Annotated in this window: 17 protein-coding genes; 10 read left to right on the top strand and 7 right to left on the bottom strand. The window is 34.2% G+C overall.

Features of this window, described 5'->3' with window-relative positions:
- Positions 1-24: 24 nt before the first annotated feature.
- The 6 genes from H4V97_RS12385 to H4V97_RS15980 all read left to right on the top strand — a co-directional run bounded on the left by H4V97_RS12385 (position 25) and on the right by H4V97_RS15980 (position 5,840).
- Positions 25-483 carry a DUF1573 domain-containing protein gene (locus H4V97_RS12385; protein ID WP_196849740.1) on the top strand — a complete coding sequence of 153 codons (459 nt, stop codon included), beginning with the start codon at positions 25-27 and terminating at the stop codon, positions 481-483.
- A gap of 73 nt (positions 484-556) precedes the next feature.
- Positions 557-1,093, top strand: coding sequence for an RNA methyltransferase (locus tag H4V97_RS12380; RefSeq protein ID WP_196849739.1), 537 nt, complete (start codon positions 557-559; stop codon positions 1,091-1,093).
- A 102-nt stretch (positions 1,094-1,195) separates the two neighbouring features.
- On the top strand, positions 1,196-3,829 hold the full coding sequence (locus H4V97_RS12375; protein ID WP_209549860.1) for a hypothetical protein: 2,634 nt from the start codon (positions 1,196-1,198) through the stop codon (positions 3,827-3,829).
- A 39-nt stretch (positions 3,830-3,868) separates the two neighbouring features.
- Positions 3,869-4,183 carry a transposase gene (locus H4V97_RS12370; protein WP_196851622.1) on the top strand — a complete coding sequence of 105 codons (315 nt, stop codon included), beginning with the start codon at positions 3,869-3,871 and terminating at the stop codon, positions 4,181-4,183.
- Entirely contained in the window at positions 4,180-5,265 is a 1,086-nt protein-coding gene (locus tag H4V97_RS12365) for a DDE-type integrase/transposase/recombinase (RefSeq protein ID WP_196851621.1), read from the top strand. Before H4V97_RS12370 ends, H4V97_RS12365 begins: the two co-directional genes overlap by 4 nt.
- A 152-nt stretch (positions 5,266-5,417) precedes the next feature.
- Positions 5,418-5,840 (top strand): T9SS type B sorting domain-containing protein, encoded by a 423-nt coding sequence (locus H4V97_RS15980; RefSeq protein WP_317196498.1) that lies wholly within the window; start codon positions 5,418-5,420, stop codon positions 5,838-5,840.
- Positions 5,841-5,854: 14 nt separating this feature from the next.
- Here H4V97_RS15980 and folK read toward each other — a convergent pair whose 3' ends face one another.
- Positions 5,855-6,988, bottom strand: coding sequence for a 2-amino-4-hydroxy-6-hydroxymethyldihydropteridine diphosphokinase (gene folK / locus H4V97_RS12355; RefSeq protein ID WP_196849738.1), 1,134 nt, complete (start codon positions 6,986-6,988; stop codon positions 5,855-5,857).
- A gap of 136 nt (positions 6,989-7,124) precedes the next feature.
- Between folK and sppA the strand changes: the two genes are divergently transcribed.
- Together sppA and H4V97_RS12345 are read left to right on the top strand one after the other, a co-directional pair.
- Positions 7,125-8,885, top strand: a complete 1,761-nt coding sequence (sppA, locus tag H4V97_RS12350; protein WP_209549859.1) for a signal peptide peptidase SppA — start codon at positions 7,125-7,127, stop codon at positions 8,883-8,885.
- A gap of 177 nt (positions 8,886-9,062) precedes the next feature.
- Entirely contained in the window at positions 9,063-11,660 is a 2,598-nt protein-coding gene (locus H4V97_RS12345; RefSeq protein WP_209549858.1) for an AsmA-like C-terminal region-containing protein, read from the top strand.
- Between the two features lie 54 nt (positions 11,661-11,714).
- Here H4V97_RS12345 and H4V97_RS12340 read toward each other — a convergent pair whose 3' ends face one another.
- Positions 11,715-12,509, bottom strand: coding sequence for a DUF2797 domain-containing protein (locus H4V97_RS12340; RefSeq protein ID WP_209549857.1), 795 nt, complete (start codon positions 12,507-12,509; stop codon positions 11,715-11,717).
- 255 nt (positions 12,510-12,764) lie between these two features.
- On the opposite strand from H4V97_RS12340, the gene H4V97_RS12335 reads away from it, so the two are divergent.
- Both H4V97_RS12335 and H4V97_RS12330 read left to right on the top strand, forming a co-directional pair.
- Complete coding sequence (locus tag H4V97_RS12335) at positions 12,765-14,291, top strand: GH3 auxin-responsive promoter family protein (RefSeq protein ID WP_209549856.1); 1,527 nt, start codon at positions 12,765-12,767, stop codon at positions 14,289-14,291.
- A gap of 118 nt (positions 14,292-14,409) precedes the next feature.
- Positions 14,410-14,934: an ORF6N domain-containing protein gene (locus H4V97_RS12330; protein ID WP_209549855.1), complete on the top strand. Its 525-nt coding sequence runs from the start codon at positions 14,410-14,412 to the stop codon at positions 14,932-14,934.
- A gap of 320 nt (positions 14,935-15,254) precedes the next feature.
- On the opposite strand, the gene serB is transcribed toward H4V97_RS12330, so the two are convergent.
- From serB to H4V97_RS12305, 5 genes are all read right to left on the bottom strand, one after another.
- Positions 15,255-16,484, bottom strand: a complete 1,230-nt coding sequence (gene serB, locus H4V97_RS12325; protein ID WP_209549854.1) for a phosphoserine phosphatase SerB — start codon at positions 16,482-16,484, stop codon at positions 15,255-15,257.
- A 542-nt stretch (positions 16,485-17,026) separates the two neighbouring features.
- Positions 17,027-17,257, bottom strand: coding sequence for a hypothetical protein (locus H4V97_RS12320; RefSeq protein WP_196849732.1), 231 nt, complete (start codon positions 17,255-17,257; stop codon positions 17,027-17,029).
- A gap of 290 nt (positions 17,258-17,547) precedes the next feature.
- The gene (clpX, locus tag H4V97_RS12315) at positions 17,548-18,780 is read right to left on the bottom strand and encodes an ATP-dependent Clp protease ATP-binding subunit ClpX (RefSeq protein WP_196849731.1); all 1,233 of its coding nucleotides are present in this window, start codon (positions 18,778-18,780) and stop codon (positions 17,548-17,550) included.
- Positions 18,781-18,866: 86 nt separating this feature from the next.
- Complete coding sequence (gene clpP / locus H4V97_RS12310) at positions 18,867-19,541, bottom strand: ATP-dependent Clp endopeptidase proteolytic subunit ClpP (RefSeq protein WP_126458632.1); 675 nt, start codon at positions 19,539-19,541, stop codon at positions 18,867-18,869.
- Between the two features lie 419 nt (positions 19,542-19,960).
- On the bottom strand, positions 19,961-21,286 hold the full coding sequence (locus H4V97_RS12305; RefSeq protein WP_209549853.1) for a trigger factor: 1,326 nt from the start codon (positions 21,284-21,286) through the stop codon (positions 19,961-19,963).
- Positions 21,287-21,545 lie beyond the last annotated feature (259 nt).

Here is a 21,545-nt window from a genome sequence, read left to right as displayed (position 1 = left end):
TTAACTAATTAAAAAATAAAGAAAATGAAAAAAATAGTTACACTAGCATTATTACTAGTATTAGGAGTTACAGCTTCTAACGCGCAAGAGACATCAAAAGTTTCTAAGAAGATGAAAGTTAAAACAACTAAGGTTTCCACTCCAAAAGTTGACGGAGCAGGAATGGTTTTTGTAACTGAAACTATCGATTATGGTACAGTAGCACATAATGCTGACGGGAAACGTGAATTTGTTTTTACTAATAACGGAAACAAACCATTAATCATCACTAATACTCAAGGTTCATGTGGATGTACAGTTCCGACAACGCCAAAAGAACCGATTGCTCCTGGCGCAAAAGGTGTTATTGGTGTGAAATATGCAACTGACAGAGTAGGGCCATTCACTAAAACAGTGACAGTAACCTCAAATGCGACTGGGCAAGCAAATAAAACACTTACCATTAAAGGGACCGTTTTAGGAGATGATGCACCGAAAAGCTAATTTTTAAAAACAATAAAAAAAAAGCTCCCGCCAAGACGGGAGCTTTTTTTTGGACACAAATCCCAAAAAAAATATGAGAAAGCTTGAAAACAGCGAATTGGAAAGAAAATCAATTGAGGCGTTTAAAGAATCTAAAAAGACACCTATTATCTTAGTGCTGGATGACATTAGAAGTCTACATAATATTGGCTCGGTTTTTAGAACAGCCGATGCCTTTTTGATAGAAAAAATATATCTCTGTGGTATTACTGCTACTCCACCAAACAAAGAAATCCATAAAACAGCACTTGGAGCCACTGAAACTGTTTCATGGGAACATAATGACAATGTAATTGAAGTCATTGAAAAATTAAAAAAAGAAAATGTAACGACACTTGCTATAGAACAAGTGGAAAGTGCCGTTTTTCTCCAAGATTTTAAAGTCGAAAAAGACAAAAAATACGCCTTAGTTTTTGGAAACGAAGTGTATGGAGTATCTCAAGAAGCAGTTGCTGTTTGTGATGGTTCAATTGAAATTCCACAATTAGGAACCAAACATTCTTTGAACATTTCAGTAAGCGCAGGCATTGTCGTTTGGGATTTATTTTCTAAAATAAATTGGAATCGATAAACTTGACCATTTAGTTTTTTACAAAAAAGAATTAACCATCGTCATTTATTTCGCATATTTCTTAACTATTTTTACAAAATCGTTTTGAGAAATCGATTTTGTATGAAAAAAATATATTTTATTCTTTTATTATTTTTTAGTTTTTGCGGGTTTGCTCAATATACTGTAATTCCAGATGTGAATTTCGAAAAAGCACTTATCGATATGGGAATTGACAGTGGCACGCCTGACGGAAAGGTGACTACAGCTACTATTAGCATCCTTACTAGTTTAGATGTTTCTAATAAAAATATTTCTAATTTAACTGGAATTCAGGATTTTTTGGCATTAAGTAAATTGAATTGTTTTAATAATCAGCTAACTAGTTTGGATATTACGAACAACACTTCTTTGACCTATTTATCTTGTTGGAATAATCAATTAACCAGTTTAGACGTCACTAAAAATACTTTTTTGACTTATCTAGATTGTAATAATAATAAATTTACAAGCATTAATGTTACGCTAAATACTGGTTTGACAACTCTATATTGTAATGATAATAAATTAACCAGTTTTAATGTTACGCTAAATACTGCTTTAACTAATTTAGGTTGTAATTCAAATCAATTAACCAGTTTAGATGTTACTAAAAATATTTCTTTAACTTCTTTAGTTTGTACTAATAATCAATTAACTAGTTTGAATGTTATTAAAAATACGTCTTTGACTTATTTAGCTTGTTCTTTTAATGAACTAACTAGTTTAGATGTTACTAAAAATACGTATTTAAAGGAATTATATTGTACTAAAAACCAATTAACTGCTTTGGATATTACAAAGAATACTTCTTTAACAGCTTTAACTTGTTGGAACAATCAATTAAATAGTTTAGATGTTTCTAAAAACATTTCTTTAATTCTTTTGTATTGTGATAATAATCAGATAACTAGTTTAGATGTCTCAAAAAACACTTCGTTGACTAATTTTGCTTGTACTAATAATCAATTAACCAGCCTTAATTTAAAAAACGGAAACAATACAAATATTAATACTCTCTCTTTTAACTTAATCTCTAACCCCAACCTAACCTGCATATTAGTAGATAGTACGCCTTATTCCAACACGAACTGGTTATCATACAAAGATGCCACAGCTAGTTATTCTGATTCCTGTAGCGCTATAACAATTCCAACCAGTAATTCCGCCCCAAAAATTACAGCTAGCGGTAATCAAATTTATTGCTCTGGAACCTCATTAAAAATCGTGACGGACGTAACGATAACTGATTCTGATGACACTAGTACTGATGCCATTTACATTCAAATCTCTTCGGGTTATGTAAACGGGCAAGATATTTTATCACTTACAGGATTGCACCCTACCATTACTTCGAGTTGGGATCCTACAACAGCAAAGCTAAAATTATACAGCCCAATTAATATTCAAGTATCCTATGCGGACTTTGTCGCTGCCATAAAAGATGTTGAATTTAAAAATTCTTCTGCCACTCCATCTGGAACACGAAATTTTTCGATTAGCATTGACCAGGCTAATTATTTACCATCAAATGGACATTACTACGAATATGTTTCCAGTCCGGGGATATCTTGGACAAATGCAAAAAACGCTGCCGCTCTAAAAAATTATTATGGTTTCCAAGGTTATTTAGCCACAATTACCGCTGCCGATGAAGCGCAACTTTGCGGAGCACAAGCGTCCGGAAATGGTTGGATTGGAGGAAGCGATATACAAACTCAAGGAGTATGGAAATGGATGACTGGTCCGGAAATCGGGACTGTTTTCTGGAATGGAGGAGTAAATGGTTCGTCACCAACATATGCAAATTGGAATACCGGCGAACCTAATAATAGTAATAACATTGAACATTATGCTCATGTTAAGGCTTCAGGAGTTCCTGGAAAACCCGGTTCGTGGAATGATCTTCAATTAAATGGAGATGCAACAGGAAATTACCAATCTAAAGGTTATATCGTGGAGTATGGTGGGATGCCCGGAGATCCTATTCTTAATATTTCAGCAAGTACCACCATCACCATACCTAAAATAACGAGTACAACTCCCGCACAAAGGTGCGGTTCAGGAAGCGTGACGCTTACAGCCACAGCTTCCGATGGGATTGTTAACTGGTATGCAAATGCAAGTGGAGGAACTTCTCTTGCAACTGCAAATAATTACACAACGCCAATTTTAACGACAACTACAACCTATTATGTTGATTTGGGATGCTCCAGTCGGACACCAGTCACTGCAACAATTAACGCTCCTCCTTCAATAACTTCAACCAATACACCCGTATCAAGATGCGGTTCAGGACCGGTAACCATCCAAGCAACTGCTGATGCAGGAATCATCAATTGGTATTTGACACCAATAGGTGGAACCATTGAAGGAACTGGAACAAGTTTTACAATTGCAAATATCACAACAAACTCCACTTATTATGCCGAAGCCAATAATAATGGCTGTATTTCTGCTAACCGAAAACCTGTGGAGATAAAAGTCTATACTTCTCCTATTGTAAAGGATGAAGAAGTGACAAAATGTAAATCAAGCGATTTAACATTAGACGCTTTACTTCCAAATATGTCCTATTTATGGTCGACTGGAGAAACAACTCAACAAATTGTTGTTAAGACTCTGGGAACTTACACTGTCGACATAACAAGTCCATCTCCTGAAAAATGCACAAGCCGAAAAAAAATCACCGTTATAGTGTTTCAGCCCCTTAAATAATCGGACACAATTATAAATAGAAATCTATAATTTTGTACGATGGAAAAGAGAAAATTTACCAAAGAAGAGAAGCTAAAGATCATAAAGGAAGCTTCAGAACAAGGTGTTAAACCTACATTAGAGAAATATTCGGTATTTCCTGCGAGTTATTACTCATGGAAGAAGAAGATGGATACTATGGGCGAAGAGGGCTTCGCACATGGAATGACCCCCGCGCAGCTTAAACGAATCAGAGAACTGGAAAAAGAAAACAAGCTACTCAAAGAAATTGTTATTCAAAAAGAGCTTGAAGGCAAGTTAAAAGACGAATTGCTAAAAAAGAAATTCGCCTTGGAGAAAAAAAGGAACTCGTGAGAGGCTACATTTTTCAGGGCTTGAAGAAAGAAGTAGCATTTCAAATTTCAGCAATAACCAAGCACCAGTATTATTATCAAAACAAGCGGACTAATCAAGGAAGAAGTCCTTCTACGACGACTTTTTACACTGACAAGTACGGGCAAAAATTTGAAGTTTCAAATGATGTGATTATTGAAGAAATAAAGCAAGCTCATCAAGATCTCGACACAGATTATGGTCATCGGAAAATGGAAACTAGATTACAACTGATGGGTTACGATATTAATCATAAGAAAGTATATCGATTGATGAAAGGCGCACAATTATTGAAGGAACAACATCAAAAGCCTAGTAAAACCAGGGTAAAATACCGTAAGGTTTTTCCAAGTCAGCCCTTTGAAGTTTTGGAAATGGACATTAAATTTGTGTGGGTCGAGGAGTATAAAATGCATAGCTATGTGCTAACAACTATTGACACTTTTACCAGACTTGTTTTGCATTGGACGGTTGCCTATTCCATCAAAAAAGAAGATGTTAAAAGGGCATGGGAACATATTATAATAAATCATTTACAACCAAATAATTGCCTAGAAAAAGGGATTCATATTGAGGTTCGCAATGATAATGACAGTCGATTTTCGGCAAAAATGATTCAAAATTTCTTCAAAGATAACTACCTGAATCAAGTCTTTACACATCCATATACCCCACAGGAAAATGGACATATTGAGAGTTTTCATGCTATTTTAGCAAAAAAACTAAGACCTTTTCATTTTTGGACAATCGATGAATTGGAAGGTGTTTTGACCATTTTTTATGAGAAATACAATAATGAACGTCTACATTCCTCAGTTTGTAATTTACCTCCAAATATCTTTTTAGAATGCTGGAATAAAGGGCTAATCGAACAAAAAAGAGATGAAATAAAACGAAAAATAACATTCAAACTCAAAATCCCATACCAACAAATATCGGGCAATACGAGTCTGAAGTGCAGTTCCTTGCAAAATTTAGAGATTCCGCCTTTTTTTGTGGGTGAACTAAATTTTAGTGAAATCGAAATGACCAGGCCTGAAACATTTCTACAAACATCGGTGTAAAACTCGCCTTCGTTTGTTCCTTGCAAGACAAAGATATTGACTAATTGCGTATGTTTGTAAAACTTAAAATGTTAAAGTCCGATTATTAGGGGGCTAAACCAATAGAACATGACATTCCAGCGATAAATTATGTAGACGTAAATGAAACAACAGTGGCGATTTATTTAAAGAATCCACAAAATTATTTTGAATACTCAGTCGATGGAATTAATTACCAAAGTTCAAATGTATTTTTTAATGTACCAGGTGGACTGCAAACCGCTTATGTGAGAGAAACGAGTTTCTGTAGTTATGACACCCGGAATTTTATTGTTCTGATAACTCCAAAGTTTTTCACCCCTAACAATGACACTTATAATGATGTATGGGAAGTAAAAGGATTAACTAATTATCCCGAAGCCGAAGTATCTATTTTTGATCGATATGGAAATTTAATTACAAGACTGAATGCTTCCAAACTGACTTGGGACGGAACATATAATGGTAGTCCACTACCGGCAACTGATTATTGGTACATATTGAAAATTGATGCTTCAAGTCTTGAAAAGAGTGGGCATTTTTCGCTAAAACGATAATTGTAAAAAAAATATTAGCTGATTTTCTTTTGGATTTCATCTAAAATAAAAAGATAATCTTCTTGGTTTTTTACAAAATCCCGATCCGAAACATCAATTATTAATACATTTAAATCGGTTTGCGATTTGATGTAATCTAAATAGCCATTATTGATTTTATCTAAATAATCTGCCGGGATTTTTTGCTCGTAGCTTCTGCCTCTTTTCTTAATATTTTGCAACAATCGTTCTGAATTTTGGTACAAATAAACATATAAATCCGGTTTAGGCATTTCTCTGTAAATGATATCGAATAAATTTCGGTATAAACGATATTCATCATCAGCAAGTGTGATTTTGGCAAAAATCAAAGACTTAAAAATATGATAATCGGCCACAATAAAATCTTTAAACAAATCAAATTGCGCTAAATCATCTGATAATTGCTGGTATCTGTCGGCGAGGAATGACATTTCCAACGGAAACGCATATCGATTTTGGTCTTTATAAAATTTAGGTAAAAAAGGATTGTCAGCAAAACGCTCCAAAACTGTTTTTGCATTAAAATCTTCGGAAATTTTAGTCGCCAATGTCGTTTTTCCTGCTCCAATATTTCCTTCAAAGGCAACATAATTAAATTGTTCCAAAGCAATACTTTGCAAAGGATTTTTTAACTTTTGAATCACTTTACAAACACTTGGATCTGGACAGAATTCTAATAGCTCCGAAATTGTCTTTTTGAGAACAGGATGTTTCCAATCCAAATTTAAATCCTGAATAGGCAACAAAACAAATTTCCTGTTTTGCATTAACGGATGCGGAATCTGAAGTTTTTCTGACTCAATAATTTCTTCATCAAAAGCAATTAAATCTATATCAATGATTCGCGATTGATAACCTAAATCAGAAGTGCGAACCCGTCCCAATTTCTTTTCCACTTTTAAAACCTGAGTCAAAATTTTCTGGGCGGAGCTCGTGGTATGAATAACTAAAACGCAATTATAAAAAGCATCACTATCAAAACCCCAAGAAGGAGTCTCATACAACCTGGAAACTTTAATTACCGTTCCTATTTCCCGATGTATTAATTCTAGGCAATTTTCGATGTTTTCCAATCGATTGCCTTGATTACTTCCTAGCGATAAAATGACCTGATGTTGTGATTTCATATTACCCGCAAATTAACTAAAAGAATTTTAGAATAGAAGTATCTTTGCAAAGAGTGTTGATAACTAATTTTAGAATTTAAAACCTTAAATCTGTAACAAATTAACCTCATTTGAGACTTATTAAAAAAATATAACTATGAAATTTTTAGGAAATGTATTGGCTACCATCATCGGTATCTTCGTTTTTTTTATGTTGTTCTTTTTTGGGATACTAATCATTGGAGCCATTTTTGGTGGCGAATCTGAGGGAGTAACCGTAAAAAGCAACTCGGTAATTGAATTAAATTTAGAAAATATAAAAAATGACTATGCCGGGAAATACAAAGATCCCTGGGTAACTATTTTTTCAGATGGTAAAAAAATAGGAGTATCTGACATCATTAATGCTGTTGCCGAAGCAAAAACTGATGATGACATCAAAGGGATATCTATTTTGAATGACAATTCTTCTTTAGGAATGGCGCAAAGCAAAGCATTGAGAGACGCATTGGAAGATTTTAAAAAATCTGGGAAGTTTGTAATGGCTTATGCCAATTCTTATTCTCAAAAAGAATATTATTTAAATTCAGTTGCCAACACTATATATTTGAACCCTGTTGGGGACATGGATTTCAAAGGACTTTCGGCTGAAATCATGTTTTTTAAGGATTTCCAAGAAAAATCAGGTGTGAAAATGGAAGTGATACGCCACGGAAAATATAAAAGTGCAGTTGAACCTTTTCTTGAAAATAAGATGAGTGATGCCAATAGAGAACAAACTACCGCTTTATTAAATTCAGTTTGGAATTCTATAACTGCTGATATTTCCAAAAGCAGAAATGTATCGGTGGCTAAATTAAATGAAATTGCAAATGGACTTCTTGCCAGAACTCCTGAAATGGCAAAAGCTGCGAAACTAGTGGACATCATTGCTTACGAAGATGTTTATCACAACGCCATTAAAAACATTTTGAAAGTAGATAAAGACAAAGATTACAATAAAGTTGCCATTCTGGATTATGCGAAAAAAGTAGCTACTACTTCAAAAATGAGTGAAAGCAATAACGAAATCGCAATCATTTATGCACAAGGAGAAATTGGAAGTGGAGAAGGTGATGTAAATACCATCGGAGAAGGCTCTATGCGTCGCTCATTGCAAGAAGCAAGAAAAAACAAAGATGTAAAAGCGATTGTACTACGTATTGATAGCCCAGGAGGAAGTGCTTTAACTTCTGATTTGATTTGGAGAGAAATTGAACTGACGAAAAAAGTAAAACCTGTAGTTGTTTCTATGGGGAATTACGCAGCTTCAGGAGGATATTATATCGCTTGTAATGCCAACACTATTTTTGCAGAAAAAAATACAATAACCGGTTCAATTGGAGTATTTGGTATATTACCTAATTTCACGACTTTGGCGACTAAAATCGGTATCCATACTGAACAGGTAAAAACTCATGAAAATGCCGCAAATTATAGCCCTTTCGTCCCATTAGACGCGAAATTTAAAGCAGTCACACTTGAAGAGATTGAACATATTTACAGAACTTTTGTATCTCATGTTGCTCAAGGACGGAAAATGACATTTGCGCAAGTTGATGCCATTGCACAAGGAAGAGTTTGGTCTGGTTCTGAAGCCTTGAAAGAAGGTCTTGTAGATAAAATTGGAGGGTTGGATGACGCCATTCGTGAAGCGGCCAGATTATCAAAAATAAAAGACTACAGCACACAAAACTACCCTGAATATGAAAAAAACCTAAATGATCTTTTAGAAAATTTGCCTTTTGCAAAATCTAAAGCATCTTTTATCAAAGAAGAAATCGGAGAAGAAAACTATAAAATCATGCAACAAATAAAAAGAATGCAAACGCAAAAAGGAGTTCAAGCCATGATGCCTTTTGAAATTAACATTCAATAATTATTTCATTGAAATTCTAAAAACGAATCCGTTTGAGTGCTTACTTAAACGGATTTTTTTTTGCAACAAACTATTATTTAGCATAATATTAGAAACTACTAAATCTTTAAAGGTTATTTTTGCAAGTAGTAAGGTAGGATTTTTACTAAACTTATTTAATTTAAAAGAAAGAAAAGCATGTTAAAAACAATTTTAAAAGTCATTTTAATTATAGTTCTCCTATTTGCAGTTGCTCTATTTGCGGTTCCCTATTTTTTTAAAGACCAAATAAAAGCCAAAATTACCCAAGCTATCAATGAGAAAGTAGATGCCAAAGTTTCCTTCGAAGATGCAAATTTGAGTTTATTCAAAAATTTTCCAAATGCTAATGTCACTGTTGATAAATTGGTTATCATCAATAAAGCCCCTTTCCTTGGCGATACTTTAATTTCTTTGGGCGAATTAAATTTAAAAATGTCTATCAAGGAACTTTTTAAAAGCAAAGAAGAAGCAATGAACATTGAAGGAGTAACTTCTAAAAATGGTTTAATCAACATTATTTTCAATAAAGATGGCATTGGAAATTATGATATCGCTTTAAAAGACAAAACAAATAAAGACGGCGGAAAAAACAATCCACTTAAATTAAACATCCAAAATTATAAAGTTGAAAATTTCAAGTTTAAGTATTTTGACGAAAGTTCAAAAATAAAAATGGTAATCGATAGTTTAAACCATGAAGGAACTGGAAATTTTGCGGTTTCAAAATTAGATTTGGTGACTAAATCGACAGCTACTATTTCTTTGGACATGGACAAAGTCAATTACATGAAAAATGTACCGTTGACATTGGATGCCGTTTTGGGGATTGATTTAGAAAACAGCAAATACACTTTTAAAGAAAACAAAGCATTAATCAATCAATTGCCTTTAGAATTTGATGGATTCATTCAACTCGTTGATGCGGGTCAGCAATATGATTTAAAATTTAAAACTCCTACATCATCCTTTAAAAATTTCCTTGGGATTATTCCAGCGGCTTATGCTTCGAGTTTAGACAAGGTGAAAACAACGGGCGATTTTACTGTTTTTGGTTTTGCGAAAGGCTTGTATTCTGACACAACAGTTCCTAAATTCAATATAGCGATTGCCTCAAATAATGCTTCCTTTCAATATCCTAATTTACCAAAATCGGTTCAAAATATAGTTATTGACACTAAAATTATTAACGAAACTGGAATCCTGAACGATACTTATGTCAACCTTGACAAGCTTTCGTTCAAAATAGACCAGGATATTTTCAATGCCAAAGCAAATATTAGAAACGTCACTAAAAACCCTATAATCGATGCGGCATTGAAAGGCACCATCAATTTGGCCAACCTGACAAAAGCGTATCCAATAAAACTAAAAAAACCATTATCCGGTATTTTAAAAGCGGACGTCACCACTAAATTTGATATGGAATCAGTGGAGAAAAGCCAATATCAAAACATTAACAATGCGGGAACAATGAGTTTGTCCGGTTTTAATTATACCGATGAAAACGGCAAAACTATGAATATTAGTAATGCAATGGTTCAGTTTAATCCAAGTCAGGTCGATTTAAAGCAATTTGATGCAACCACTGGAAAAAGTGACATTAGCGTAACTGGGGTTTTGGAGAACTTTTATGGTTTTATATTTAGAAACCAAGAATTAAAAGGAAACTTCTATATGAATTCCAAGCAATTGGCGGTTAGTGATTTTATGACTGCGGGTGAAACTACTAAAACTCAAACCAAAAAAGCAGAAGCAATGAAGATTCCTGCTTTCTTGAACTGCACCCTTACCGCAAAAGCTAATACGGTTTTATATGACAATTTAACATTGAAAGATGTTTCTGGGAAATTGATTGTAAAGGACGAAAAAGTCACTTTACAAAATGTAAAAACATCTATTTTCGGTGGGACAATCGGAGTGAACGGAGCCGTTTCTACGAAAGGAAAGACACCTGTTTTCGACATGAGTTTGAATTTAAATCAAGTAGATATTGCGCAATCATTCACGCAACTGAACATGTTGAAAAAAATAGCACCAATTGCCGGAATCATCAATGGAAAGCTAAATTCAACCATCAAACTCAACGGATTTCTTGACGCTATTGCTCTTACTCCGGACTTAAAAACGCTTACTGGAGATTTATTAGGACAATTGCTTTCTACTACTGTAAATTCCACAAATTCCACTTTGTTGACAGCGTTAGGTTCAAATTTGAAATTTATTGATGTCAGTAAAATCAATTTGAATGATTTGAAAGCAGCCGTTACTTTCAAGGACGGAAAAGTAAATGTAAAGCCATTTAATATTAATTACAAAGATATCAAAGCAACTATCGGAGGAACGCACGGTTTTGACCAAAGCATGAATTACAACCTGAAATTTGATGTTCCCGCTAAATATTTGGGCTCAGAAGCCAATGCACTGATAGCAAAACTATCCGCTGCCGATGCCGCAAAATTACAAAGCTTTCCCATAAATGCTGTATTATCAGGTAATTTTACAAATCCAAAAATCACAACTGATATTAACACTGCTGTGACCAAACTAACGACTCAACTTGTTAACCAACAAAAAGAAAGACTGGTAAAACAAGGAACGTCTGCATTAACGGATTATATAAATAAAAACAAGAAACCAAGCGATACGACAAAAACTTCAACAACAAAAGAAGACGTAAAAACAAAAGCCACCGATTTACTCAATGGCTTATTTAATAAAAAGAAAAAAGTCGAGGAGCCTACTAAAACTAATTAACTTTATTTATTCCAGTAACAAAGCCTATAAGTAATTTAACTTTTAGGCTTTTTTTTATACATTAATCGTTACTACATATCCTTCGGAACTACGGACATTAAAGACCGTTCCGTCTTCAAAAATGAGATATTGACCTTTTATTCCTGTGAGTTTTCCTTGAAATTGCGGTGTTTTGTCTAAACTTAAGCTGTTTACTTTCTTCGGATATTGTAAAACGGGATAATGCATTTCGTACAAATCATTCTTTTGCGAATAAAAATATTCCTGCACTTCTTTTGGAATTAAATGCTCCACTTTCAATCTTTCGGCAATCAAATCGACATGTTCAATCGTATTGGTTAACATTTTTCTCCAATTCGTTTTATCGGCATAATGATTTTTCAAGGCAACTTCAGTAATTCCGGCCAAATATCTGTTTGGAACTTCCACAATCGAAATGGCTTCATTTGCGCCCTGATCAATCCATCGCGTAGGCATTTGTGTTTTCCGGGTCACGCCTACTTTTACTTCGCTTGACAAAGCCAAATACACGATATGAGGTTGCAACTGTACTTTTTCTTCATAAACCAAATCTCTGTCGGCAATCCCAAGATGAGCAGTACTTAATTCAGGTTTCATAATCCAATCCCCAACGGCTGCACTGGAATAAAAACAATCGTAACAAAACCCCTGACGGAATATTTTTTTCTTTTTTCCGCAATTCAAACATTGGTAACCAACAAAATTAATTTCTATTTTTTTGTCCAATAATTGATTTACATTCAAGAAACTATTTTCAAAAACCAGATAATATTGAATTGGATTTCCAAATTCGGTTTGCATTTTGGTAAGTACACCTTCGTAAGTCATTGTGATTTTTGATTGTTGATTAGCGATTTATGATTTTAGATTTAGCAATCCCATTGTAGAATTCCGATTAGTAGAATCCCTTTACTGAGTTCAAATCTTTACTGTGATATAGAATTGTTTTTTGCAAAAAAACACTATTTTTGATATTTTGACAAAGTTAGTATTTGTCAATCGATATTCAAATCTTAAATTTCAGCCTTTTCCAATAGAAAAAACCTGAAATTTAAAATCGCTAATCAATAATTTGAAATCTATATGGCTTTAACCATAATCAATTCGTTTGCTTCCTGGGTTCTAAAACAACGAATCCATCAGATCGAACTTTTCTTGAAATATCCAAATGAGGTTCAGGAAGAATTGCTTATGAATTTAATTCAGTCTTCTAAAAATACTGTTTTAGGTAAAAAATATGAATATTCTTCGATAAACTCCTATGCTACTTTTGCAGAAAGAATTCCTATTTCGACTTACGAAGAATTGCAACCAATGATAGAAAGGACTCGTAAGGGAGAGCAAAATGTTTTTTGGGAAACGCCTATAAAATGGTTTGCCAAATCCAGCGGAACAACGAATGCCAAAAGCAAATTTATTCCCGTAAGCAATGAAGCGCTGGAAGATTGTCATTATAAAGGAAGTAAGGATCTATTGTGTTTGTATTTGAATAACAACGAAGACTCCGAACTCTTTGTTGGAAAAAGTCTTCGCCTAGGCGGAAGCTCCCAGATTTATGAAGACAATGATACTTTTTTTGGGGATTTGTCTGCCATCCTTATCGAAAACATGCCCATTTGGGCTGAGTTCAGCAGCACTCCAAGCAATAAAACATCATTAATGAGCGAATGGGAAACCAAAATAGCCGCCATTATAAAAGAAACCAAAAACGAAAACGTAACCAGTTTTGCAGGAGTTCCTTCTTGGATGCTGGTTCTAATGAATAAAGTTTTAGAAGATACCGGTAAAGGAAATTTATTTGAAATCTGGCCCAACTTAGAAGTTTATTTTCATGGCGGAGTAAATTTTGAACCATATCGCGAACAATACCAAAAAATACTACCCAAAAAAGATTTCAATTATTACGAAATATACAATGCCTCCGAAGGTTTTTTCGCCATTCAGGATTTGAACAATTCGAGTGATTTATTGCTAATGTTAGATTACGGGATTTTTTATGAATTTATTTCAATGGATACTTTTGCCACCGCCAATCAAAAAATAATTCGATTGGCTGATGTACAGCTTTTCAAAAATTATGCTTTGGTTATTACCACCAATTCCGGTCTATGGCGTTATCTAATAGGCGATACGGTTCGTTTTACTTCTTTAAATCCTTACCGCATTCGGGTTACGGGCAGAACCAAACATCATATCAATGTTTTTGGCGAAGAATTGATGGTCGAAAATACCGATCAGGCTATCGCCAAAGCCTGTAAAATGACTCAAACTCAAGTAGTCGATTATACCGTTGCCCCAATTTTCATGATTGATAAAGAAAAAGGAGCACATGAATGGGTGATTGAATTTAAAGAAAACCCAAAAGACATTGCGGTTTTCCAAAAAGCACTGGACGAAGCCATACAATCTCTAAATTCCGATTACGAAGCCAAGCGATACAATAACATGACATTGAATCCATTGGTGATCAATGTAGCGCGTAAAAATTTGTTTTATGATTGGTTAAAAGAACACGACAAATTGGGTGGTCAACACAAAATCCCGAGACTATCCAACCAAAGAGATTATCTGGAACAATTGAAAAATATGCAGGTTAAAATTGTTGTTTAGATTAACTAGCTAATCTTTGTTTATTTAGCAGAATGTATAATATCGTATAAAATTTGGAACCTTTATCGAGTAGGAATGTTTGAATAATAAGATTACTTTTACTACAAAACGATGAAATATGAGTAACCAAATTACTATTCCTGACGAAATCATCAGTAGCAAAATTTATTTGATTAGAAATCAAAAAGTAATGTTGGACAAAGACTTGGCGGAACTTTACGCTGTAGAAACCAAACAACTCAAAAGACAAGTACGCAGAAATATAGAACGATTTCCCGATGATTTTATGTTTGAACTTAACCAACAAGAATTTGAAAACTTGAGGAGCCAATTTGGCACCTCAAGTTGGGGAGGAACAAGATATACACCTTTAGCATTTACAGAACAAGGAGTAGCGATGTTATCGAGCGTGCTTAATAGTGCAACATCTATCAAAGTCAATATCCAAGTCATTCGGGTATTTACCAAAATAAGAGAAATGCTTACTGATACTTTGGGCATGAAACTTGAGATTGAAGAAATCAAAAAAAAATTGACGAACAACAGCAAAAATATTGAACTCGTTTTTAATTATCTTGATGAATTGATTGATAAAAAAGAAAATACTGAACCTAGAAAAAAAATTGGATATAAAAATGATTGATAGGATTACAAGATTATCTCTATTTCAAAGTTAGAAACTTTACGGAGCTGAGATTATTTGGAACAATTGAAAAATATGCAGGTTAAAATAAAAGTCTAAAAATGAAAAAAATAACTTTCTTAGTAATTATAACGTTTTTTATCTTTTCATGTTCCTCATCAAAAGTGTGTGGTGGACGCGGCGGGAAAAGATGCGTACAGATTGAAAACAAAGAGATACTTCATACAAAAGAAACATAAGAAACAATCCATTCGACATCAAGAAAAAGCCCATTTCATCATCAATGGAATGGGCTTTTGATTTATAATTTTGACATTTAACTACATCATATCGATATGCCTGTCATGATATCCCAATAAGTATAAAACACCATCAAGGCCTAGGCTGGAAATAGAACTTTCTGCATTTTCTTTAACCGTAGGTTTTGCATGAAAAGCGATTCCTAAACCCGCTAAGTTCAACATAGGTAAATCGTTTGCTCCATCACCAACAGCTATGGTCTGATTGATGTGTATCCCTTCTTTATCTGCAATGGCTTGTAAATACTCGGCTTTCTTATCGCCATCTACAATTTCGCCTAAATATTTACCAGTCAATTTACCGTCTATAATTTCCAATTCATTGGCATGAACATAATCAATCCCCAATTCTTTTTGCAAATAATGACCAAAGTAGGTGAACCCTCCAGATAAAATAGCGGTTTTATATCCGTAATACTTTAAGGCTCTCATCAAGCGGTGCGCCCCTTGTGTTATGGGTAGATTTTCGGCAACAGTTTGCAGCACATCTTCGCTTAAACCTTCTAGCAACGCCATACGTTGTTTAAAACTTTCTTTAAAATCAATTTCACCATTCATCGCCGATTCTGTAATTGCTCTCACCTGCTCCCCTACACCTGCCAGTTCCGCCAGTTCATCAATTACTTCGGTTTGAATCAAGGTTGAATCCATATCAAAACAAACCAATCGTCTGTTTCTTCTATACATATTGTCTTCTTGAAAAGAAATATCCACATCTAAAGATCTGGAAATCTCCATAAAATTGGCAGTCATTAAAGTCTTGTCTACAATTGTGCCTGATACAGATAATTGCACACAAGATCGAGGATATTCCTCTTTAATAACAATAGACGCTCTACCCGTCAACCTTTTGATGGAATCAATATTCAAATTTTGGTCAGACATTATTTTGGTAACAGCAGCCAATTGCTTTGCAGCCAATGTTTCGCCAAGAATATTAATGATGTACCGTTGTTTCGATTGTGTTTGTACCCAACTTTCGTAATCATCAATAGAAATGGGAACAAACTTCACCTTAATCCCCAATTCATATGCTTTAAACAACAAGTCTTTTAAAACGGGTGCAGAACTAGAACCTGCTTCAATTTCGAACAAAATCCCTAAGGATAATGTTTCATGAATATCTGCCTGACCGATGTCTAAAATAATCGCATTGTACGTCGCCAACACAGAGGTTAAACCAGCAGTTACCCCGGGTTTATCTTGTCCAGAAACTTTTAATAAAATAATCTCCTTATGTTCCATTGTCATTTTAACTCCATATTGATTTAACAGTAACAAAAATCGGCAATCTATTTGTTTATAGAAAAGAATATCCTTTGTTTTTTCAAACAATAGCAAATAGTTCAAGTTACCCACAAAAAAACCCGTCCAATTGAATGAACGGGCTTCTGTTTTTGAGAAAAATGCAATTGTTAGAATGCAATCTCCAGTAGTTTGAATCAATTTAATATTACCATAATGAAATAATTCCCTCTTTTGAAACCAAAAAAAGCATCACTTTAATTTTTGTTCTAAATTTTCAGGATTTTCGAGGTTTTTCCAAAATAAATGAACCACAATTTCGTCTGATTCTAAGGTATAAAAGAAACTTGTTTTTGAATTTATAACTCCTTTTAAATAAGAATTATCATGCTCCCATTTTTGAAAGCAATGCGGATATTTTTTGATCGTAAGCATAATTTGCCTCACCGAAATTATAAACTCTTGAGTTATTTTAAAATTCCAACGAACCATTAAATATTCCTCAATTTCATTATAGGATTCTTTAGCAATTGGTGTCCAAACTACTTTTATTTAGAAAAATACTTCATTTCCGATTCGTTTAGAATACTTTCGTAATCGATTCCTTCCCCGTTTTGATATTGTTTTTCGCTTTTTTCTAATTGTTTTTTTATTTCAATCACATCAGTCTCGCTTTCAGAACTACTTTGCAATATTTTTTTAATCGCCAGTAATGATGACTGATTATTTTCCTTCAAAAGCATTTCAATCAATTCTATTTTTGTGACTTGAGTATTCATTTTGTTGTATTTTTAACAAAGTTAAGCAAATTTACAATACGCTAACTTCTGCCTATTGTTTATTAACACATCTAAAAATAACTACTGACTCCCAACACATTAATTGTACAAGTTAAATCAGCTCAAAAAATTTCGCCCTCATTTTTTAAAACTAAAAGACAATTCAAATAAAAAAGAAAACAAGTAAAATCAAAAAATAAAACCTTCTAATTAAGTGCACTTCTAAAACAAATAAAGCTCAAAAACGATTGTTTTTGAGCTTTATTTTAATTTAAATCTAACCTTAAAACTTATGAAGCAATCTCCAATCGTTTCAATAAATTTTTATTCAAAGTTTCTTTGGCATAATCCACGTCGATTTCTAATATTTTAGTATCAGAACTTGGCAATTCATACATCGCATCCGTTAAGACTGCTTCACATAATGAACGCAATCCACGAGCCCCTAATTTGTATTCCAATGCTTTGTCAACGATAAAATCCAATGCCTCATTTGTAATGGTGAATTCCACATCATCCATCAAAAATAATTTCTCATATTGTTTGATTAAGGCATTTTTAGGTTGTGTCAAAATCGCACGCAAGGTTTCTCTGTCTAAAGGATCCATGTGTGTCAATACTGGTAAACGACCAATAATCTCCGGAATTAATCCAAAATCTTTGATATCCTTTGGAATAATATATTGCAACAAATTGTCTTTATCAATATTATCCACATTTTTTGAAGTACTGTAACCAACTGCTTGACGATTCAATCGTTTCGAAATAATTCTTTCGATTCCATCAAAAGCACCACCGGCGATAAACAAAATATTCTGTGTATTTACCTCAACAAATTTTTGATCTGGGTGTTTACGTCCACCTTTTGGTGGTACGTTTACAACGGTTCCTTCTAGTAATTTCAATAATGCTTGTTGCACTCCTTCACCCGAAACATCACGAGTAATAGATGGATTGTCACTTTTACGCGCAATTTTATCTATTTCGTCAATGAATACAATTCCACGTTCGGCTTTGGCTACATCATAATCAGCGGCTTGCAATAGACGAGTCAAAATACTTTCGACATCTTCCCCTACATAACCTGCTTCAGTAAGAACTGTCGCATCCACAATGGCTAAAGGCACATCCAACATTTTTGCAATGGTTTTAGCCACTAATGTTTTTCCTGTTCCTGTTTGTCCCACCATGATGATGTTACTTTTTTCAATTTCAACCTCATCGTCTAATTGCTGTTGCATCAAACGTTTGTAGTGATTGTAAACCGCAACCGACATTACTTTTTTAGTTTGGTCTTGTCCAATTACATATTGATCCAAGAACGCTCTGATTTCTTTTGGTTTTTTCAAAATCAAATCACCAACGATTTTTGAACTTCCGCTGGATTTTAATTCTTCTAAAACAATTCCGTGTGCCTGTTCGATACATTTATCACAAATATGTGCATTGATTCCAGCAATCAATAAATTGGTTTCTGGTTTCTTTCTTCCACAAAACGAACACTCTAATACTACTTTTGCCATTCTTTTTTTGTTTAAAGTTTAAAAAGTTTAAAGTTTAAAGTTCCCGCAGCAACCTTAAACCTTAAACCTTAAACTTGTAACTATTTTTATCCTCTTACTAAAACTTCATCAATCATTCCGTATGCTTTTGCTTCTTCGGCAATCATCCAATAATCGCGTTCGCTATCCGTATGCACTTTGTCAAATGTTTGTCCGGAGTGGTGAGAGATAATTTTGTATAACTCATCTTTCAGTTTCAACATTTCGCGTAAGTTGATTTCCATATCCGTAGCAACTCCTTGCGCTCCTCCTGATGGTTGGTGAATCATTACTCTTGAATGAGGTAATGCCGAACGTTTTCCTGCTGCACCTGCACATAAAAGCACCGCTCCCATAGAAGCTGCCATTCCTGTACAAATAGTTGCAACATCTGGTTTGATGTATTGCATTGTGTCATAAATTCCCAATCCTGCGTAAACGCTTCCTCCTGGAGAATTCAAATAAATTTGAATGTCCTTAGAAGCATCTGCACTTTCAAGGAACAATAACTGTGCTTGAACAATGTTTGCAATTTGATCATCGATTCCTGTTCCAAGGAATATAATTCGGTCCATCATCAGCCTTGAGAAAACGTCTAATTGAGAAATATTCAACTGACGTTCTTCAATGATATATGGAGTCATGTTTTTAGGAGTCATTGCGCCTACGATTTTATCGTAATACATGGAGTTTACGCCGTGGTCCTTTGTAGCAAATTTTTTAAATTCTTTACCGTAGTTCATTTATATAAGTTTAAAAGTTTGAATATCTTAAGTTTGAAAGTCGTAAAACATAACGCAAAGGTCGTACCTCTTTACAAATAATGTCAATATGTCTTATTTTTAGCCCAGATAGCAGTGAAAAGCTTTTTGAAATCTTGTCTCATTTTTTCTTGCACGAAAAGAGCGACCAACGGAAGCTCCTTTTCTTGCTTAGAAAAAAGGGAACAAGATGAAAAAACTTGCAACGAATAGCTGGATTGGCTCCTGAAAAAAAAATCCAGAATAAATTCAAACAAAAGAGCGCCAAAAAAATATTTTTCTGACGCTCAAATATAACTATTTTTTATTGTTTACAATCTGTAATAAAATCATAAAGTTTTAATAATCACTTGCGCTCTTAGGGCTTTTGACTTTCGACTTTACGACATTACAGACTCGATTTATTCTCCGTAAGACGCAGCAATAAATTCGTCGTAAGTAACTTCTTTAGTCGTTGGATTTGCTTTTTCTTTAAATAATTCAAGCATTTTCTCTCCTACAACTTGGTCAGAAAGTCTTTTTACTTCGTCTTGGTTAGACAAAACTCTTGCTACAATTCCTTGAACTTCTTCGTCAGTAGGATTTGTTTGTCCGAATTGCGCCATTTGTTGACGGATATTTTTAGTTGTGAATGCTTTCAAGTCTTCAAACGTAACTTTGATATCGCTTGTAGCCATTGCTCTACCTTCGATCAACTGAAAACGCAATCCTCTTTCAGATCTTGCATATTCTACTTCAGCTTCTTCTGGAGACAATTTTTTCTCACCTACAGTTTGCAACCATTTTTTCAAGAATTCAGATGGCAAGTCGAATTTTGTATTTTCGATCAAGAAATCCTGAACATCAGCTAATAATTTTTGGTCAGCTTGTTGCGCAAATTGGCTTTCAGCATCTTCCTTGATTTTTGCTTTCAATTCCTCTAGAGAAGCTACCGTTCCAGCTCCAAAAAGTTTGTCGAACAATTCTTGGTTCAATTCTGCTAATTCAGCACCGTTGATTGCTTCGATAGTAAAATCTACATCAACCTCAAGTGTATGAACTTCATCATGACCTACTTTCATTACGTCCATCAATTGATGAGCGTCTTCAAATAAACCTTTAGTATTTACCGTAACCACATCGCCTACTTTTTTACCGATGAATTTATCAGCAGTCGCTTTGTCTTTGAAAAGTTCCAAAGCAATAGTCGTTGCATTGTTGATTCCAGCTTCTTCATTTGTGAATGTACCAGTAATATCTGATCCTGCTTCAACCACTTCTTGAGGAATGGCTTTACCAAATTGTTTTTGGATTCTTTCCACTTGACCTTCAATCAATTTATCATCAGCCGAAACTACATATTTTACGATGTCGTTTTTAGCCTCTAAGTCTAAAGTGAAGTTAGGCACTAAACCAATTTCATATTCAAAAACCAATTCGTCAGCATCCCAAGAGAAATCCTCGTTTACTTTAGCAAGTGGCGTTCCAAGAAGGTTTAATTTTTCTGATTGTACAAAACGCTCTAGAGCCAAGTCAACTACTTTAGTAATTTCTTCTTGTTTTATCGCTTTCCCGTATTGTTTTTCAACAAGATCTTTAGGCACAGCCCCTTTTCTAAATCCTTTAACGGTTGCCAAAGGCATTTTTTCGTTTATTCTTTTTGCTACTTGACCTTTGTAATCCATAGGAACTACAGTCATTACAATTGTCTCGTTTACTGCGTCTATTGCTACTCTTTTGATATCCATCTTCTTCTTTAATTTACATTATAAATTCGGTGTGCAAAATTATAAAATTTTTCCAAGCCAACCAAGTTTTTTACCGCTGAACCTTCTTGATTGAATTTCAGCGGATTCTAAAGCCAGAAATCTAGGATATTTCGATTGTTTTGGGCGTGTCCCGCCTTCGTTTCACTGCGGCGCGTCAGGCTTTGCGCTGCAATCTTTTATTACGCTACGCTTCATAAAAGGATTTCCACTGCAATCCTTCACGCTGGGAAGTCAAAAG

The organism is Flavobacterium sp. CG_23.5 (assembly GCF_017875765.1).
Classification (GTDB): Bacteria; Bacteroidota; Bacteroidia; order Flavobacteriales; family Flavobacteriaceae; genus Flavobacterium.
The sequence above is the reverse complement of the archived record's forward strand: the minus strand, read 5'-3'. Positions and strand labels throughout refer to the sequence as shown.

Coding starts and splice junctions, on each gene's coding strand:
- H4V97_RS12385 (WP_196849740.1), top strand. CDS start 25: ATGAAAAAAATAGTTACACTAGCATTATTACTAGTATTAGGAGTTACA.
- H4V97_RS12380 (WP_196849739.1), top strand. CDS start 557: ATGAGAAAGCTTGAAAACAGCGAATTGGAAAGAAAATCAATTGAGGCG.
- H4V97_RS12375 (WP_209549860.1), top strand. CDS start 1,196: ATGAAAAAAATATATTTTATTCTTTTATTATTTTTTAGTTTTTGCGGG.
- H4V97_RS12370 (WP_196851622.1), top strand. CDS start 3,869: ATGGAAAAGAGAAAATTTACCAAAGAAGAGAAGCTAAAGATCATAAAG.
- folK (WP_196849738.1), bottom strand. CDS start 6,988: ATGAAATCACAACATCAGGTCATTTTATCGCTAGGAAGTAATCAAGGC.
- sppA (WP_209549859.1), top strand. CDS start 7,125: ATGAAATTTTTAGGAAATGTATTGGCTACCATCATCGGTATCTTCGTT.
- H4V97_RS12345 (WP_209549858.1), top strand. CDS start 9,063: ATGTTAAAAACAATTTTAAAAGTCATTTTAATTATAGTTCTCCTATTT.
- H4V97_RS12340 (WP_209549857.1), bottom strand. CDS start 12,509: ATGACTTACGAAGGTGTACTTACCAAAATGCAAACCGAATTTGGAAAT.
- H4V97_RS12335 (WP_209549856.1), top strand. CDS start 12,765: ATGGCTTTAACCATAATCAATTCGTTTGCTTCCTGGGTTCTAAAACAA.
- H4V97_RS12330 (WP_209549855.1), top strand. CDS start 14,410: ATGAGTAACCAAATTACTATTCCTGACGAAATCATCAGTAGCAAAATT.
- serB (WP_209549854.1), bottom strand. CDS start 16,484: ATGACAATGGAACATAAGGAGATTATTTTATTAAAAGTTTCTGGACAA.
- H4V97_RS12320 (WP_196849732.1), bottom strand. CDS start 17,257: ATGAATACTCAAGTCACAAAAATAGAATTGATTGAAATGCTTTTGAAG.
- clpX (WP_196849731.1), bottom strand. CDS start 18,780: ATGGCAAAAGTAGTATTAGAGTGTTCGTTTTGTGGAAGAAAGAAACCA.
- clpP (WP_126458632.1), bottom strand. CDS start 19,541: ATGAACTACGGTAAAGAATTTAAAAAATTTGCTACAAAGGACCACGGC.
- H4V97_RS12305 (WP_209549853.1), bottom strand. CDS start 21,286: ATGGATATCAAAAGAGTAGCAATAGACGCAGTAAACGAGACAATTGTA.